Below are 16,098 nucleotides of genomic sequence, written 5' to 3' on the forward strand. Positions count from 1 at the left end.
CCCGAGTGGTCGCCACGCGCAGTCGCCCGCGCAGTCGCCCGAGCGGTCACCGCGCAGTCGTCCGAGCGGTCACCGCGCAGTCGTCCGAGCGGTCGCCTGGGCAGTCACCGCGCAGTCGCCTAAGCGGTCGCCGCGCGGCAGTCGCCCAGGCGGTCACCACGCACAGGTCCCGCGCGGTCACCGCGGGCGGCGGCGTGGGGTCGGGGCGGGGCGTGGGCTAGAGGGGGTGGTCCAGGAGGGTGAGGATTCGGGCGGCGCCGCGTTGGATGTTGGGCAGGGCGGCGTCTTCGATGGAGTCGGCGAAGAGGGCGAGGTCGGCGAAGCCGGCGGCGGCGCAGACGACGGTGGGACCGAAGCCGGCGGCGCTGAGAGCGGCTTCGACCAGGAACTCGTCCACGCCCGGCGCGGCGCCGTCGCGGGCGGCGCTGGCGGCGAGGGCGATGAGGTCGTAGGCGCGCGTTCCACCGCTGATGGCCTCGACGTCGACGATGGTCACGCCGTCGGCCGTTTCGACGATATTGCTGACGTTGAGATCGCCGTGGACAAGGTCGTTCACCGGCAGATCCTCGTCCTGGTACGGCGCACACGCGGCTTCGAACCGCGCGAGAATCTCGGTGGACCGGTCGTCGAGCGCGGCGGCCGTGTCCCAGATGCCGCCGAGGCCGTCGAAGACCACGCCGTGCACGTACGACGACCAGTTGTACTGCTCGTCGGTCACCAGGCCCGCGGCCTTGCCGATGCCCTGGGCCAGGTTCTCGGCCGTCGCCATGGTGAGCCCGGCTGCGCTCGAAAGCGGACGCCCGTCGACGTACTCCTGCAGGTGGTACGGCAGGCCGCTGGACGTGGTGCCGCAGGCGATCCAGCGGGGCGTTGGGTAACCGGCAGCGCGGGCCTCGCGGACCAGCCCGGCGGCGCGCTGAACGCGGTTGCCCCAGCCTGGTTCGTCGGTCCACTTGAGTACGGCGTGACCGTCGGGCCCAGCCACCTCGTACGCCCCGGACTGGAGGCCGCCGGCCAGCCGTCGAACGAGGCGATATCCCGTGCCGTGGGCCGCGTTCAGTTCGCCCAGCACTCGCGTGGTCGCCAGATCCATGCCCCCAGTCTTCGTCGCACCCGCGCCAGACACCAATCGAGCCATCTCGTGCCCCTCACATCCCACCCGCAAAAGCCTGATCCCGCCTCTCGCTCCGCACGGCCAGCGGTTGGTTCCGCCTATCGGGCGGTACCCCGCCGGAAACGCGCACGTGGCGTCACGAGTCGCTCACTCAAGGTGTCCACGGCCGCAAACACCCCACTCACGCCAGCCGGAACCAGCCCGAATCAGCCGGTGGCGCCGCGCCCGCGCGGAAGCGGAAGCGAGGCGCCACCGGCCCAATGGTTCAGGGCGTGAGGCGGTGGAGGTCCCGGGGGAAGAGCGTGACCTCGCGGATGTTCTCCGCGCCGGTGAGACGCGCCACGAACCGCTCCAGCCCGATCGCGAAACCACCGTGCGGAGGCATGCCGTGCCGGAAGGCCTCCAGATAGGTCGCGTACGCCTCCGACTCGGCCGATTCGCCCTTGGCCGCGAGGGCCGCCGCGTAGTCGCCGTACCGGTGCAGGCGTTGGCCGCCGGTGACCAGTTCAACCCCGCGGAACAGCAGGTCGAACGAGTTGGACCAGCGCGGGTCGGACGGCTGCGGGTGCGTGTAGAACGGCCGTTTCACCATCGGGTAGCCCTCGACCGCGACGAAGTCACTGCCGTGCTCGCGCAAGGCCCATTCGCCGATGGCGCGCTCGTCGGCCGGGGCGAGGTCCGGCTCGTCCGGGTCGGCCCCGGCGAGCTTGAGCGCCTCGGTGAAGTGCAGGACCGGTACCTCGGCAGGGATCGACGGCAATTCGACGCCGATCCGCTCCAGCGCCGCGCCCGCCCGGGTGCCGACCGAGGCCAGCATCGTCGCGAGCACCTCCCGCAGTACGGCGAGTACGTCGCGATGGTCGGAGATGAACCCGAACTCCGCGTCGAGCGAGACGTACTCCGCGAGGTGGCGCACGGTGTCGTGTGGTTCGGCCCGGAAGACCGGTCCCACCTCGAAGACGCGTTCGAAGACGCCCACCATAGTCTGCTTGTAGAACTGCGGCGACTGCGCCAAGTAAGCCGTACGGCCGAAGTAGTCCAGCGCGAAGACGTTCGCCCCGGACTCGGTCGCCGTACCGACGATCTTCGGCGTCTGGATCTCGGTGAAGCCTTGGCCGTCGAGCGCCGCGCGGAATCCGTGCAGCGCCGCCGCGGCCACCTCCCAGCCGGCCCGGATCGCCGGATGCCGCAGGGACACCGCGGCGTGGTCGAGCACGGTCGGCAGGCCCGCGCCGACGGACGGTCGCCAGAGCTCGATCGGGGGCGTCTGGGCCGGTTCGGTCAGCGCCTCGATCACCGGGTCGACGATCTCGACACCGCCCGGTGCCTGTGGGCTGGCCATCACGCGCCCGGTCACCTGGACCACGGTCTCCTCGCCGAGTTCGTCCAGCTGGGCCAGGGCCCCGGGCTCCTTGACCACGACCTGGCTCAGGCCGGATCGGTCGCGCAGCACGAGGAAGCTGACCGCTGCCAGCCGTCGTCTTCGATGGATCCAGCCGGCCACCGTCACGGTCTGGCCTACTGCTGAGGGGATCTCTGAACTGAGAATGCGCATCGCTGTTGTCACCTCCGTTGGTTATCTCGAACCCCGGAGGTGTGGGCGAAGGGGAATCTCGCGGTGCCACCACACCTTCACCAGGCCACGTCGGACGCGGCCCGGCCTCTTGCCTTGCAGTCGCTCAGGAGTGTCTTCACGGCCGGTCTGCGCATCGCCTTCCCAGCTACCGGCGACTCTCTGGAGCACAGCTGAACGGCGCTACTCGGTTCCGTCAGCGCGAACAGCTCTAGTCTAAAACGCTTCGCAAGGCTTTAATGTCGGCACCTCAGGAAAATACGAACAAACGCTTCAATGCGGCCCGGCGGAGCTGGTGTGCACGCTCTCATCCCCGTCGTTCCGATGCTCGTCGCGATGATCGTTCGATCAGTTATTTCCAGCCTCTTGCACCATCGGAATCGGGGATTTACGGTCAGGCTGTTCGTTAGGAAACCTTCCTATCGATTAATGCAGCCGTCGTTCTTTTCTCCCGCCCCCGAGGACAACGTTGATGCCGCTCCTGCTTCGCAGCCTGACCGTGCTCGCGGTCACTGCCTCCGCCCTGACCGTGCAACCCGAGCGGCCCGCGCTCGCGCAAGCCTTCGCACCGCCGCCCGCCACCGCACCGGCCGCGACCACCGCCGTTCCCGACCTGACCAGCGCGAACCGGCGGGCCCCCGTCGCCGGATTGCCCGACTGGAGCAAGGCCGGTTACCGCGGCGGCGCCGCCCTGCCGACCGCGGCCACCCACCCGGATCCGGCCTGCCATATCGCCCCGGCGCGACTCGCCAGCCAGTACGGCGTACGCGCTGACGGCACCGACGCGACCACCGGTCTGCAGGCGGCGATCGACGCGATTCGCACGACCTGTACGCCGACCGCGAGCTACAGCAGCCTGTCGTCGATCACGCTTCCGGCCGGCAAGATCCTGGTGACGAGGCAGCTCGCGCTGGACGCCGACTACCTGCTGCTGAAGGGCGCGGGTATGGGCCAGACCGTGCTGAGCTTCCGCCCGGACCTCAACACCCGGTACGACGCGCTCACGCCCGACGGCGGCGACTGGGACGAGGACGGCATGGTGCACGGCGCCGGCAAGGGTGGTTGGACCTGGCCCGGCCGTGGCCTGCTGCGCGTCCAGACCCGCGACGTGCACACGAAGTACGCGGCCGACTACGCCTCGGCTCCGGCCAACCGCAAGGATCTCTTCGAGGGAAGCGTCAACCAGCACTGGGCCGGTGGGGTGCCGCTGCGGGAGTCGTCCGCGATCGGCACTACGCAGATCAAGCTGGCGCTGAACGCGGACATGACGCGGTTCAAGGTCGGCGGCTATCTGTGGGTCGGCGCGGCCAACAGCGTGAAGTTCTACCAGCAGCAGACCGTCACGGACACGTCCCGATACCTGAACCAGCACATGCGCCAGCAGGTCTTCCAGCTCACGGCGGTCGACACGGCTGGGAAGAACCTCACGATCGACAAGCCGCTGGAGTACGACCTGCCGCTCAACTCCACTTCGGACGGTTCTGCGGCTATCGGCGGTACGACGTACGTGAGCCGGGTGACGCCGCTCAAGATGGTGCAGGGCGTCGGTATCGAAGACCTGACGCTCACCCAGGACATGACCGGTATGCCGAAGCTGGGCGGCGGGACGTACAACCTGAACAAGGCGGACGCCAAGGCCAACTACGGCAACATGGCACCCGAGTACTCCCAGCACGGCATCGTGCTGAAGTGGGCCGCCAACGTCTGGATCAGGCGGGTTGGCACGGACATGACCGGCTCGCACGCCGTTGTCACGGAGAACGCCAAGAACATCCAGGTCCAGGAATCGTCGTTCGACGGCTCGTGGAACAAGGGCAAGGGCGGCAACGGCTACTTCCGCGGTTCGCGGGTGTGGGACTCGCTGTACGCCTACAACACCAGCCGGAACCTGCGGCACTTCACCTTCCAGTGGTCCGCCTCGAACAACGTAGCCATCGGCAACGACTTCGACTCCGACCTGAACCTCCACGGCGGCTGGGAACGGCGGAACCTGTTCGAGAACAACAAGGTGGCCGTACCGTTCGAGCACGCCTCCAAGAACTGCCGGGCCAACTGCGGTGAGGAAGGCGGCGGTGGTCCGGACGACTCCACCTGGTGGCCGATCTGGTGGGCGGCCGGGCCGAAGGCTGCCAAGTGGTCCGGCTCCAGTGGTCCGCAAAACGTCGTCTACAACAATGAGCTGAGCAAGCAGACCACCCAGGGTGGTTCGTACCAGAGCTACTACCCAGACCGGCAGCGGCTGTACCAGTTCGGTAGTTCCACCACCAACGCCGGCGCGTTCCAGCACCTTGTCCGTAACGGCAGCACGATCCTCGACTGGGCCGGGAACGAGACGGCCGACTTCACCAACTCCGGCGTGAACGCCTCACGGACCGACACCACCGGCTCGCTCTTCCTCCGGGGCACGGGGTCCGGAGGCGACACCACCGCGCCGAGCGTTCCGGGAAGCCTGCGGACGACTGGTACGACCTCCAACAGCGTCTCCCTGGCATGGAACCCGTCCACCGACAACATGGGGGTGACCGGCTACGCGATCTACCGCAACGGCACGGAGGTGGCAACCGCCTCAGGAACCGCCTACACGGACGCAGGCCTCACACCCGCCACCGGCTACTCGTACACCGTGAAGGCGCGTGACGCGGCGGGCAACCTGTCGGGGGCAAGCAACGCCGTCACCGCCACCACGCAACCGGGTTCGACCACGGCAACCCTGCTGTCGCGGGGCAAACCGGCCACCGCCTCCTCGATCGAAGGCGCCGGGTTCGAAGCGAGTCGCGCTGTGGACGGCAGTACGACGACCCGCTGGGCCAGCGTTGAAGGGCGCGATCCCGAGTGGATCACCGTCGACCTCGGCACCACCGCCAGCATCACGCGGATCAGGTTGAACTGGGAAGCCGCCTACGGCAAGGCGTACAAGATCCAGACCTCGGCCAACGGCACCACCTGGACGGACATCTTCGCGACCACCACGGGGAACGGCGCGATCGACGACCTCACGGTTTCCGGCAGCGGGCGGTACGTGCGCCTGTACGGCACGGCCCGTGGCACCACATATGGCTACTCGCTTTGGGAATTCGAAGTATTCGGCACCAACGGCGTCCGCTAGTCCGGCGCCGCAGCACGTGTATCGGCAGCACTGGAAGTCGGTCCTGATCCAATCCCCCTGAGCACCTGGATGTCGCGATGAAACTCACCCTGAAAGGCGCCCTGACCAAAGGCGCAGTTCTCCTCACCGCAGGCCTGTTGTTACTTCCGATCGCCCAAGCCGACGCCGCGGATGTCCTGCTCTCACAGGGCAAAGCGGCGACCAGCTCCTCGATCGAGGACAGTGGGTTCGAGGCCGGCCGCGCCGTGGACGGCAATACCGCCACCCGGTGGGCCAGCCTCGAAGGCCACGATCCCGAGTGGATCGCCATCGACCTGGGCGCCACCGCGGCCATCAACCGGGTCAAGCTGACCTGGGAAGCGGCGTACGGCAAGTCGTACAAGATCCAGACCTCGCTCAACGGCACGACCTGGACGGACATCTTCTCGACCACGACCGGCAACGGCGCGATCGACGACCTGACCGTATCGGGCACCGGACGCTACGTACGCCTCTACGGAACCGCTCGCGGGACGGCGTGGGGCTACTCGCTGTGGGAGTTCCAGGTGTACGGGACTACTGGTGGTGGCGACGACCCCCAGCCGCCCACGGCTCCGACGAACCTGACGTCGACCGGAGTCACCTCAAGCACCGTAGGCCTCAGTTGGGGCGCATCCACCGACAACGTTGGTGTCACCGGCTACACGATCTACCGCAACGGTACGGCGGTTGGAACGACTGCCGGGACCACCTACACCGATATGGGTCTCGCGGCCTCTACGGCGTACACGTACACGGTGAAGGCGAGTGACCAGGCGGGCAACATGTCCGTGGCTAGTAACGCCGTGACGGCTACCACGTCCGGAGGGACTGGCGGAGCCGCCGTACCGTTCGGCAGCCACGTGATCCCTTACGCGGCTGGAATGCTCAAGCCGTCGGGTACCCAGGCCACGCTCGACCAGAAGGTTGTCGACTACTACCAGCGCTGGAAGACCGCCTTCCTCAAGCAGAACTGCGGCAACGGCTGGTACCAGGTCATCTCGCCTGACGCGTCTCACCCGTACGTAGGGGAGGCCCAGGGCTACGGCATGGTTATCAGCGCCACGATGGCTGGAGCGGACCCGGCCGCCAAGACGATCTTCGACGGCCTACTGAAGTACGTGCTGGCTCATCCGTCGCAGTACAACTCGGACCTGCACGCCGCTGAGCAGGACACCTCGTGCAACAGCGACAACGGCAGCGACAGTGCGACCGACGCCGACCTGGACATCGCCTACGGACTTCTGCTGGCAGATCGCCAGTGGGGCAGCTCAGGCACCTACAACTACAAGTCCCTCGCAATCCGGCGTATCAACGCCATCAAGGCCTCGATCGTCAACCCGACCACCAAGCTGCTGCGGATGGGTGACTGGAGTACCTCCGGCGGCAAGCACTACTACATCTCGCGGACGTCCGACTGGATGGTCGACCACTTCAGGGCTTTCCGGAAGGCCACCGGCGACAGCAGCTGGGACACCGTCCGTACCGCGCACCAGAACGTGATCGCGTCGCTGCAGTCGAGCTACGCGCCGAGCACGGGTCTGCTGCCGGACTTCGTCATCAACACCAACACCAGCCCCCGCCCTGCGACCGGTGAGGTGCTGGAGAGCCCGAACGACGGCAAGTACTGGTGGAACGCCTGCCGCGTGCCGTGGCGGATCGGCGCCGACGCAGTGACCAGCGCCGACGCGAAGTCGCTGGCCGCCGCTCGCAAGCTCAACACCTGGGTCAAGTCCAAGACGGGCGGCAACCCGAGCAACATCGGCATCGGTTACCAGCTGAACGGTGCGCAGATCGAAGCCGGCAGCGACGCGTGCTACTTCGCCTCGTTCGCGGTAGCGGCCATGACCGACTCGGGTAGCCAGGCCTGGCTGGACGCGCTGTGGAACAAGATGCTGGTCACACCGATCGATACGAGCAGCTACTACGCCGCGAGCGTGCAACTGCAGGTGATGATCGCTGCCTCCCACAACCACTGGGTGCCGTGATGCGGGCCGCTTTACTGCTGATGGCGGGACTGCTGCTGATTCCGGCAGTCCCGGCTGCAGCCGCTGACACGTTGCTCTCGCAGGGCAAGCCCGCCACGGCGTCTTCAATCGAGGGCAGCGGTTTCGGGCCGGCACTGGCCGTTGACGGCAATCCCGCGACCCGCTGGGCGAGTGTGGAAGGCCGCGACCCCGAGTGGATCACGGTCGACCTAGGAGCCACCGCGACCATCAGCCGGGTCAAGCTCACCTGGGAAGCGGCGTACGCCAAGTCGTACAAGCTTCAGACGTCTGCGAACGGCACAACCTGGACGGACATCTACTCGACCACTACCGGCAATGGCGCGACGGACGACCTCGCTGTGTCCGGCAGCGGGCGCTACTTGCGCATGTACGGAACGGCCCGCGGTACGACGTACGGCTACTCGTTGTGGGAGATGGAGGTTTACGGCACGGGAGGCGGTGACCCGGGTACCCCCGGTGGCAGCGTTATCGACGTGTCGACCTCGGCTCAACTGGCTGCAGCCTTGGCGAACGCTCAACCGGGTCAAACGATCCGGATGGCGTCCGGCGAGTACCACGGGTCGTTCGTGTCTCAGCGTGCTGGAACGGCCTCGGCCCCGATCACCCTGACGGGACCAGCTAGCGCGGTGCTAGTGAACGACGGGCCTTCCGGAACCGCGCCGTCGTGTCCGGTGCCAGGAGGTGGCTGGGACTCCGGCTATGGCCTGTGGCTGTACGGAGCGCCGTACTGGAACCTGACCGGGTTCACCGTGAAGGACTCCAAGAAGGGCGTCGTACTGGACAACTCCCACCACGTGACGCTGGACGGGTTGTACGTGCATCACGTCGATGAGGAGGCGGTGCACTTCAGGCGTTCGTCGGCGGACGGGGTGATCAAGAACTCGCGGATCACCCACACGGGCTTGGTCCAGGCCGGGTACGGCGAAGGCGTCTACCTCGGCTCGGCCAACTCCAACTGGGCCTGTCACGGCAATACCGGTGGGGTGGACCGCTCCGACCGGGTGAAGGTGCTGAACAACCAGATCGGCCCGTACGTCGCGGCCGAGCACGTCGACGTGAAGGAAGGCACGTTCGGCGGCCTGATCCAGGGCAACACCTTCAACGGCACCGGTATCAGCGGCCAGAACTCGGCCGACTCGTGGATCGATGTCAAAGGCATCGACTACGTGATCGACGGCAACACCGGCACGTTCGCCTCACCCGGCACCTTCGCCAACGGGTACGAGACGCACAACACCTCGACCACTCCGTCGTTCGCCAACGGTTGCGGCAACATCTGGCGCAACAACAAGTCGAACCTCGGAGGGGTGGGCCAGTACGCCATCAAGATCTCGTCGACGTCGAAGTGCAGCTCCGACCCGAACGTGATCTACGCCAGCAACACCGTCACCAACGCCAGGAACGGGCTGACGAACGTTGCCGTCACTCCGTAGCTAGGGACGGGAAAATGGGGTCCACCCGGCTCAGACCGGGTGGACCCCTACCAGCCGTTCTTGGGCGGGATGCCGACCGAGTCGGCGTCGATCCGGCCGCGGGCGATGGCCCGCACGCTCACCGTGTTGGTACTGCCGTGGCCGGGACGTGCGTCGAACTCCGCGTCGAACTTCGCGGCCGACCGGTAGTCGTCGGTCGAGCAGAACACCCGGCGGCTGTCGCTGGACCGGCTACAGGTCCAGCCGCGGTTGGCCTTCAGGTAGAAGGTCAGGTTGCTGCCGTAGCTGATCTCCAGCGAGACCTTGCGCGGTGCGCCGCTGACCAGCAGGTACCGGTTGTACCGATGCGGGTTCGGGTCGTTGAACAGCCCGGGCTTCACGATCGCCAGCAGGCCGTCGTCCTCCCGGACCGGTGCCAGCGTCTCCGCGTCGTCGTCGCGGTACGAACCGGCGCGCGCCTTCACGGTGAAGGTGCGCTGGCCGCTGCCACCACCGGTCGGGACTTCGAACTCGGCGTACAACGGAGCGGGCTTGCGCGGGTTGGCCGCCGTGCACGTGCCGACCGAGCGCCGGCAGGTCCAGCCGGGGGTGTTCGAGGGCAGCGGCCATTCGAGCGAGTCGCCGTACTCGAGTTGGAGGACGACCGGCCCGGAAGCACCCGCCGGTACGTCGACCAGCAGCGCGCGGTTATAGGCGTCCGGGTTCGGATCGGGATTGAGGGTGGTGATCTTCAGCAGGGACTCGTCGACCACCTCGGGTGCGACCAGGGTCTGCGAGTCGTCGTCGTACAACCGGCCGGTCTTGGCCGACACCGTGAACGTGCGATCCGCTACCGATCCACCCGCCGGGGTGGCGAAGCTGATCGGCAGGCGGTGCGGCGCGGACGGCTTGCGCGCCGTACACGTGCCGGTGGACTGGACGCAGGCCCAGCCGGCCGGGTTCTTGCTCACCGGCCAGCCGAGGGCCTTGCCGTACCGGATGTTGACCACGACCGGTTTGGTGTTGCCCTTCGGCACCGAGATCGACAGGATCCGCTGCTCGGTCGCCGGGGGAGCCGCCTGGGCGGTGCCGTCCATGGCGCCGGCCGAACCGCCGCCCGAAGGTGGCGAGCTGATCGTCAGCAGGCCCTCGTCCAGCACCGGCGTGGTCGGCGGCGGAGGCGTGGGCCGCGGCGGGGTCGGGGTTGAGGTCGGCGGAGGCACCGTCGGCCTCGGGGTGATAGGCGGCGGTGCCGTGGTCTGGGTCTGGCTCTGGGTGGGCCGCGGATCGGTCGGTTCCGGATCCGTCGGTTGTGTCGTCGGCCGCGGATCGGTCGGCTCGACCGGGGGAACCGGCGGCACCGTCGTCGTCGGCTTCACCGTGGGCGGCTTGACCGTCGGTGGTTTCACGCTCGGTGGCACGGCCGTCGGGGGCACCACCGTCGGCGGGGCCGCGGTCGGCCGCGCGCTCGGCGGCGGCGTCACCGCCTCGGGTTTATCGTCGCCACCGGTCAGCGCGAGCGCCGCGAGGATGGCGGCCAGTACGACGACAACGGCACCCGCGGCCGTTCCCGCCGTACGCGTGCTGTTCTCGGTGGCCTTCTGCCACAGGCCGACCAGAATGCCGGCGCCACCCGCGTGCGCGCCGGTCGCGGCCAGGTAGCCGACACCGGCGGCACCGAGCAGAGCCGGGGCGAGCAGCGCGGGCAGGGCGCTGTTGACCTCGACGAGCTCCAAGTAGACCGCGGTGCACTTGGCGCATTCGTCCAGATGCGCGCGGACCTGCTTGTCCTCGCGCTTGGTCAGGCCGCCGCGGACATAGGCACCGAGGCGCTCGGTGGTCCAGCGGCAACGATCCCCGGCCACGTCGGCCAGGTGCTGCTGCAGGTACGCCTGCCGAAGGCCCTCCCGAGCCCGGTAGGCCAGCGCGGAGACGCCGTTCGGGGTGAGGCCGAGCAGGGGAGCGACCGTCGCGGGCTTCTCGCCCTCGACCTCGGTGTGCCAGAGCACGGCCTGCCAGCGCTCGGGCAGGCTGGCGAAGGCCTTCGCCGCGGCGCCGCTCTCGAACCCGGTCACCGTCGGGTCGTCGAACGACTCCGGGGTCCGCTCGAACGACTCGATCTCGTCGGTGCTCTGCACCTTCTTACCGGCGCGGATCCGGTCGACGTGCACCCGGCGGACCGTGGTCAGCAGATACGCGCGGAAGGAGATGTCCGGGCCGCCGCCGTTGCGCAGGGCATCGAGCACCTTCGCGAACGCGTCGCTGGCGAGGTCGTCGGCGTCGGCCGCGGGCACCAGTTGCCGCGCCATCCGCTCCGCGGCGAGGTGGTGCCGCGCGAACAGCTCACCGAACGCCTCGAGGTCACCGGCCCGCACCCGCGCGATGAACTCCGCATCACTGGGTGGCTCGGGTGTCTCCGTCGAGGTCACATGCTCTCCGTTCAGGGCAGGTCACTGGCAAGTCACAGGCAGTGACGATAACGCCGGATCAAGACTCCCATGTGTGACGTGCGAGCGCACCTTCCATGACGCGAAAAACTTCTGCGAAAAAACTTCTCCGAATCCGCGTCATGAACCGTCATGACGGCGGTCTCTCTCCCGTAAGACGCTTCCGGCCGCCTGGTCGGGCGGCAAAGTGGACGCGTTTCGAGGAGGAGCATGTCGCTGTTCGCGGATCTCCGCAGGCGGTTCGACCTGTTCTCCGTACGCACCCACGACCTGGCGGGGTCTCCCGCCCAGGATCGGCCGGAAGCGTCGTACGACTCGGGGCCGCCGTGCGGTTGGAGGGAGTCGCACGGAACTGCTGGCATCCAGCGCAGCGCCTATCTGGCTATCGCCGAGGCGTTGCAGGACGGTGCCGATGTTGTGCCTGCCAGTAGCGAGGTCGGCCGCCAGTTGGCGGAAGACGGAGTCTCGTTGCTGGAGGCACTTGATGGGCTGAGTGCGTTGTACCGCTCGTTCGCCGGGGGCGAGCCGGCTTTCGCGGCGGTACGCGCACTCAGTTCCAGCTGGTCGGAGTCGTCGTTGACCTATCTGCATTCCCTCTCCTGCGAGGACCCGCTGACAGGGCTGGCCAGCATGGCCCACGTCCGGTCGCGGCTCGGGGAGATCTACCGAGAGGCCGAAGTCCGTGGCACGTCCGTACCGTCGACCCACGCTCTGGTCGTTGTCGAACCGATCTGGCGCCAAGACCTGCCGCCGGTGGACCGCGAGCTGCGCCTCGTCGACGTCGCCGAATGCCTGCGCATCGTCTTCTGCGGCGGCGAGGTGCTCGGCCGTCTCGGCACCCGCCGGGCCACGGCACTGGTCCCACGTGACAGCGCCCTGCCGGAACAGGTGGAGACGCTCCGCGCGCTGATCGCGCATTGGCGCCCCGATTCCGATCCACCCCAGCACGCCCGCATCTGGATCGAAGGCCTACCAGCCTCCGAACCCTGGGCCGCCCGGGTCCTGGACGAACTGGCCCGCACCTGATCCCGTCCCGGTCTTCCACGGGGGGATGACCGGGACCAAAGCCGGTGGCGGATCGCCCATCACGGGGTGGGCGATCCGCCCCCGCCGCCCTCCTCCCCACCCGCGCCGCCGCACCGGCACCGCGTCCCGCCTCCGACCCGCGAGCGGCGCCACCACCACCACCTCTCCCACGGTCGGACGCAAAATGCGGCACGCCCTTGTGGAAACCCCTGCCACGGTCGGACGCGGAGTGCGGCGCGCTGTGGAAACCCCTGCCACGGTCGGACGCAAAATGCGGCACGCTGTGGAAACCCCTGCCACGGTCGGAGTACGGCGCGCTGTGGAAACCGCTGCCACGGTCGGACGCAAAATGCGGCGCGCCCTTGTGGACGCCCCTGGCGCGAACGCCGTTCGCCGTACCTGTCCACGCTCGGAGAACCCTCGCTAGCCCGAGCCCGCCGCATTTCGCGTCCGACCGTCGGAAGGTTGGGGCGGTGCGGGCGATACAACGGGGCACTTCGTGGGAGGGTTTTCCACAGATGTGCCGCATTTTGCGTCCGACCGTCGGAAGGTGGGAGGGCGGGGGAGGGCGGCACAACTAGGCGCCTCGCGGGGAGGGGTTTCCACAGGTTTGGGTGTGGGGTGGAAGGACGGCGGGCGGGGGTAGGGGTGGGGCTCGTGTGGGGGTGAGGGTTGTCGGTGGGGGTGTTTAGGGTGGGTGTATGTGTGGTCGATATGCGTCCAGCAGGGATCCGGGTGACCTGGTCGTCGAGTTCGAGATCGACGCGGGCAACGTGCGCGAGACGGTGCAGGAGGTCGAGGCGAACTACAACGTCGCGCCGACGGATCCGGTGCTGGCCGTGGTCGAGCGCAAGGACCGGGAGAATCCCGACGAGGTGGTCCGCAAGCTCACCACGGTGAAGTGGGGCCTGGTGCCGTCGTGGGCGAAGGACACCACCATCGGCAGCCGGCTGATCAACGCCCGGATGGAGACCGTCGCGGAGAAGCCCGCCTTCCGGAAGGCGTTCGCCTCGCGCCGGTGCATCCTGCCGGCCGACGGTTATTACGAGTGGTACGAGACGGACCAGATCACCAAGGGCAAACCGGTCAAACAGCCGTACTTCATCCACCCCAGCGACGGGGGAGTGCTGGCCATGGCCGGGTTGTACGAGATCTGGCGGGACAAAACCGTGCCCGATCCGGAGAAGGACGAGGCCTGGTTGTGGACCTGCACGGTGCTGACCACTACCGCGACCGACGACCTTGGCCGGATCCATGACCGGATGCCGCTGCTGGTCGAGAAGGAGCGGTACGACGCCTGGCTGGATCCGCGCCGCTCGGATCCGGATGACCTGCTCGGGTTGCTCGTTCCCGCCGCGCCCGGCCGCTTGGAGGCCTATCCGGTGTCGAAGGCGGTGAGCTCGGTGAAGAACAACGGCCGGCACCTGATCGACCCGTTGCCGCTGGACGGCGCGGACCCGGCCGACGCCGTGGTGGAGGTGAAGGAGGAGCCCACCCTGTTCTAGACCGCGCCGGTTCAAGACCGCGCCGGTTCAAGACCGCGCCGGTTCAAGACCGAGCGACCGATGGACCGAGGACGCGACGGACCGAGGATGCGACAGGCCGATGGACGATGGACCGCGGATTCAGACCACAGACGGTGCTGGTTGCTTTGGGTAGATGACAGAATCGCTCCGTGACCGACGAACGCATTGTGGCGACTCCGCAGGGTGAGGCACGGATCGTGGCGCACCGGGCCCGGCGGCCGATCGCCACGCTGGCACTCGGGCACGGCGCCGGAGGTGGAATCGAGGCCGGCGATCTGGCCGCGCTGGCTGCCCGGTTGCCCCGGCAGGACATCAACGTGTTCCTGATCGAGCAGCCCTGGCGCCGCGCGGGCAAGAAACTCGCGCCCGCTCCGAAGTTGCTCGACGAGGCGTGGATCGCGACGATCGGACAGCTCCGGATCCGTACGCCGCTGGTGCTCGGCGGCCGTAGCGCCGGGGCCCGGGTGGCGTGCCGTACGGCGACCAGCCTGGGTGGTTCCGGCGTACTGGCGCTGTCGTTTCCGTTGCATCCGCCGGGTAAACCGGACAAGACCCGGGTGGACGAGCTGCGCGGCGCGCGACTGCCCACGCTGGTCATCCAGGGGGAGCGGGACCCGTTCGGCGCGCCGGACGAGTTCCCGCCGTTGACCGAGATGGCCGTCGTACCGGACGCGGACCACTCGTTCAAGGTGCCGAAACGGGCCGAACTGACCCAGCAGGAGAGCTACGACCTGCTCGTCGAGGCCACCCTGGAATGGATCACCCGGACAATCGCCTGAGCCGGGAATGCGCCGTACCGGACCCTTGTTGACCCGGATATGGCAGTGAGATCCCTGACGGTGGACAAACCGATGGTCAAGAGCCCGGTATTCTCGATAACGATGCCGACTCCGACGACCACCGAGACTCCCGAGCAGCGGACCGAGCGCTTTGAGCGCGAGGCGCTGCCTTTCCTCGACCAGATGTACGCCGCCGCGATGCGGATGACCCGCAACCCCTCGGACGCCGAGGACCTGGTGCAGGACACCTTCGCGAAGGCCTACAGCTCGTTCCACCAGTTCACGCCCGGGACCAACCTGAAGGCGTGGCTGTACCGGATCCTGACCAACACCTTCATCAACGGCTACCGCAAGAAGCAGCGGCAGCCGACGCAGTCGCCCACCGAGGAGATCGAGGACTGGCAGCTCACCGCGGCCGAGTCCCACACTCCGGGCGGGCTGAAGTCGGCCGAGGCGGTCGCGCTGGAGCACCTGCCCGACAGCGACGTGAAGCAGGCGTTGCAGTCGATCCCGGAGGACTTCCGGCTGGCGGTCTACCTGGCCGACGTAGAGGGCTTCCCCTACAAGGAGATCGCCGAGATCATGGGAACACCGGTCGGGACCGTCATGTCCAGGCTGCACCGTGGCCGGCGCCAGCTCCGCGATCTGCTGTCGGACTACGCCCGTGACCGAGGGCTGATCCCGGCGGACGCCAAGGCTGAGGCCGACGCGGCCGCGAACGGTTCGGAGGACAAGGCATGAGCTGCGGCGGGAACCACGACGTCGACTGCGGAGAAATCCTGCAACGGGTTTATGTCTTCATCGACAACGAACTCGAGGACGCGAGCTGCGCCGAGATCAAGGCGCATCTCGACGAGTGCGCGCCTTGCCTCGACGAGTACGACCTGGAGCGTTGCGTGAAGAAGCTCGTCAACCGCTCCTGCGGCGAAGAGCATGCGCCCGACGCCCTGCGCCAGAAGATCCTGGCCCGCATCACCGAAGTCCGCCTGGAGATCACCACCCAGGAGTGATCAGCCCGGCCTCCGCGCCAGGCCGGGCTTCGGCTTTCCCGTCAGGCCTTGATCGACGCACCGGCAAGCGCTCGGCCG

Annotated in this window: 11 protein-coding genes; 8 read left to right on the top strand and 3 right to left on the bottom strand. The window is 67.9% G+C overall.

Features of this window, described 5'->3' with window-relative positions:
* Positions 1–217: 217 nt before the first annotated feature.
* Positions 218–1,093, bottom strand: a complete 876-nt coding sequence (locus tag ACFFGN_RS22260) for a phosphotransferase (protein WP_380050841.1) — start codon at positions 1,091–1,093, stop codon at positions 218–220.
* Between the two features lie 286 nt (positions 1,094–1,379).
* The gene (gene aspS / locus ACFFGN_RS22265) at positions 1,380–2,669 is read right to left on the bottom strand and encodes an aspartate--tRNA(Asn) ligase (RefSeq protein WP_380050843.1); all 1,290 of its coding nucleotides are present in this window, start codon (positions 2,667–2,669) and stop codon (positions 1,380–1,382) included.
* A 490-nt stretch (positions 2,670–3,159) separates the two neighbouring features.
* On the opposite strand from aspS, the gene ACFFGN_RS22270 reads away from it, so the two are divergent.
* The 3 genes from ACFFGN_RS22270 (at position 3,160) to ACFFGN_RS22280 (ending at position 9,253) form a co-directional block, all read left to right on the top strand.
* On the top strand, positions 3,160–5,793 hold the full coding sequence (locus ACFFGN_RS22270; protein ID WP_380050845.1) for a discoidin domain-containing protein: 2,634 nt from the start codon (positions 3,160–3,162) through the stop codon (positions 5,791–5,793).
* Positions 5,794–5,870: 77 nt separating this feature from the next.
* Positions 5,871–7,799, top strand: coding sequence for a glycosyl hydrolase family 8 (locus tag ACFFGN_RS22275; RefSeq protein WP_380050847.1), 1,929 nt, complete (start codon positions 5,871–5,873; stop codon positions 7,797–7,799).
* Complete coding sequence (locus ACFFGN_RS22280; RefSeq protein WP_380050849.1) at positions 7,799–9,253, top strand: discoidin domain-containing protein; 1,455 nt, start codon at positions 7,799–7,801, stop codon at positions 9,251–9,253. Before ACFFGN_RS22275 ends, ACFFGN_RS22280 begins: the two co-directional genes overlap by 1 nt.
* A 47-nt stretch (positions 9,254–9,300) precedes the next feature.
* Here ACFFGN_RS22280 and ACFFGN_RS22285 read toward each other — a convergent pair whose 3' ends face one another.
* Entirely contained in the window at positions 9,301–11,661 is a 2,361-nt protein-coding gene (locus ACFFGN_RS22285; protein ID WP_380050851.1) for a sigma-70 family RNA polymerase sigma factor, read from the bottom strand.
* Between the two features lie 228 nt (positions 11,662–11,889).
* On the opposite strand from ACFFGN_RS22285, the gene ACFFGN_RS22290 reads away from it, so the two are divergent.
* The 5 genes from ACFFGN_RS22290 to rsrA all read left to right on the top strand — a co-directional run bounded on the left by ACFFGN_RS22290 (position 11,890) and on the right by rsrA (position 16,020).
* Positions 11,890–12,705 (top strand): hypothetical protein, encoded by an 816-nt coding sequence (locus tag ACFFGN_RS22290; protein WP_380050853.1) that lies wholly within the window; start codon positions 11,890–11,892, stop codon positions 12,703–12,705.
* Between the two features lie 701 nt (positions 12,706–13,406).
* The gene (locus tag ACFFGN_RS22295) at positions 13,407–14,210 is read left to right on the top strand and encodes an SOS response-associated peptidase (RefSeq protein ID WP_380050855.1); all 804 of its coding nucleotides are present in this window, start codon (positions 13,407–13,409) and stop codon (positions 14,208–14,210) included.
* A 170-nt stretch (positions 14,211–14,380) separates the two neighbouring features.
* Positions 14,381–15,010: an alpha/beta hydrolase family protein gene (locus tag ACFFGN_RS22300; protein ID WP_380050857.1), complete on the top strand. Its 630-nt coding sequence runs from the start codon at positions 14,381–14,383 to the stop codon at positions 15,008–15,010.
* A 102-nt stretch (positions 15,011–15,112) separates the two neighbouring features.
* Entirely contained in the window at positions 15,113–15,751 is a 639-nt protein-coding gene (locus ACFFGN_RS22305) for a sigma-70 family RNA polymerase sigma factor (RefSeq protein ID WP_380050859.1), read from the top strand.
* The gene (gene rsrA / locus ACFFGN_RS22310) at positions 15,748–16,020 is read left to right on the top strand and encodes a mycothiol system anti-sigma-R factor (RefSeq protein WP_380050861.1); all 273 of its coding nucleotides are present in this window, start codon (positions 15,748–15,750) and stop codon (positions 16,018–16,020) included. Before ACFFGN_RS22305 ends, rsrA begins: the two co-directional genes overlap by 4 nt.
* Positions 16,021–16,098 lie beyond the last annotated feature (78 nt).

This window comes from Kribbella deserti (assembly GCF_042434725.1).
Classification (GTDB): Bacteria; Actinomycetota; Actinomycetes; order Propionibacteriales; family Kribbellaceae; genus Kribbella; species Kribbella deserti.

Excerpts from the sequence above, each read along its gene's own strand:
- ACFFGN_RS22295 (WP_380050855.1), top strand. The coding sequence starts at position 13,407 with ATGTGTGGTCGATATGCGTCCAGCAGGGATCCGGGTGACCTGGTCGTC.
- aspS (WP_380050843.1), bottom strand. The coding sequence starts at position 2,669 with ATGCGCATTCTCAGTTCAGAGATCCCCTCAGCAGTAGGCCAGACCGTG.
- ACFFGN_RS22305 (WP_380050859.1), top strand. The coding sequence starts at position 15,113 with ATGCCGACTCCGACGACCACCGAGACTCCCGAGCAGCGGACCGAGCGC.
- ACFFGN_RS22290 (WP_380050853.1), top strand. The coding sequence starts at position 11,890 with ATGTCGCTGTTCGCGGATCTCCGCAGGCGGTTCGACCTGTTCTCCGTA.
- ACFFGN_RS22260 (WP_380050841.1), bottom strand. The coding sequence starts at position 1,093 with ATGGATCTGGCGACCACGCGAGTGCTGGGCGAACTGAACGCGGCCCAC.
- ACFFGN_RS22275 (WP_380050847.1), top strand. The coding sequence starts at position 5,871 with ATGAAACTCACCCTGAAAGGCGCCCTGACCAAAGGCGCAGTTCTCCTC.
- ACFFGN_RS22280 (WP_380050849.1), top strand. The coding sequence starts at position 7,799 with ATGCGGGCCGCTTTACTGCTGATGGCGGGACTGCTGCTGATTCCGGCA.
- ACFFGN_RS22270 (WP_380050845.1), top strand. The coding sequence starts at position 3,160 with ATGCCGCTCCTGCTTCGCAGCCTGACCGTGCTCGCGGTCACTGCCTCC.
- rsrA (WP_380050861.1), top strand. The coding sequence starts at position 15,748 with ATGAGCTGCGGCGGGAACCACGACGTCGACTGCGGAGAAATCCTGCAA.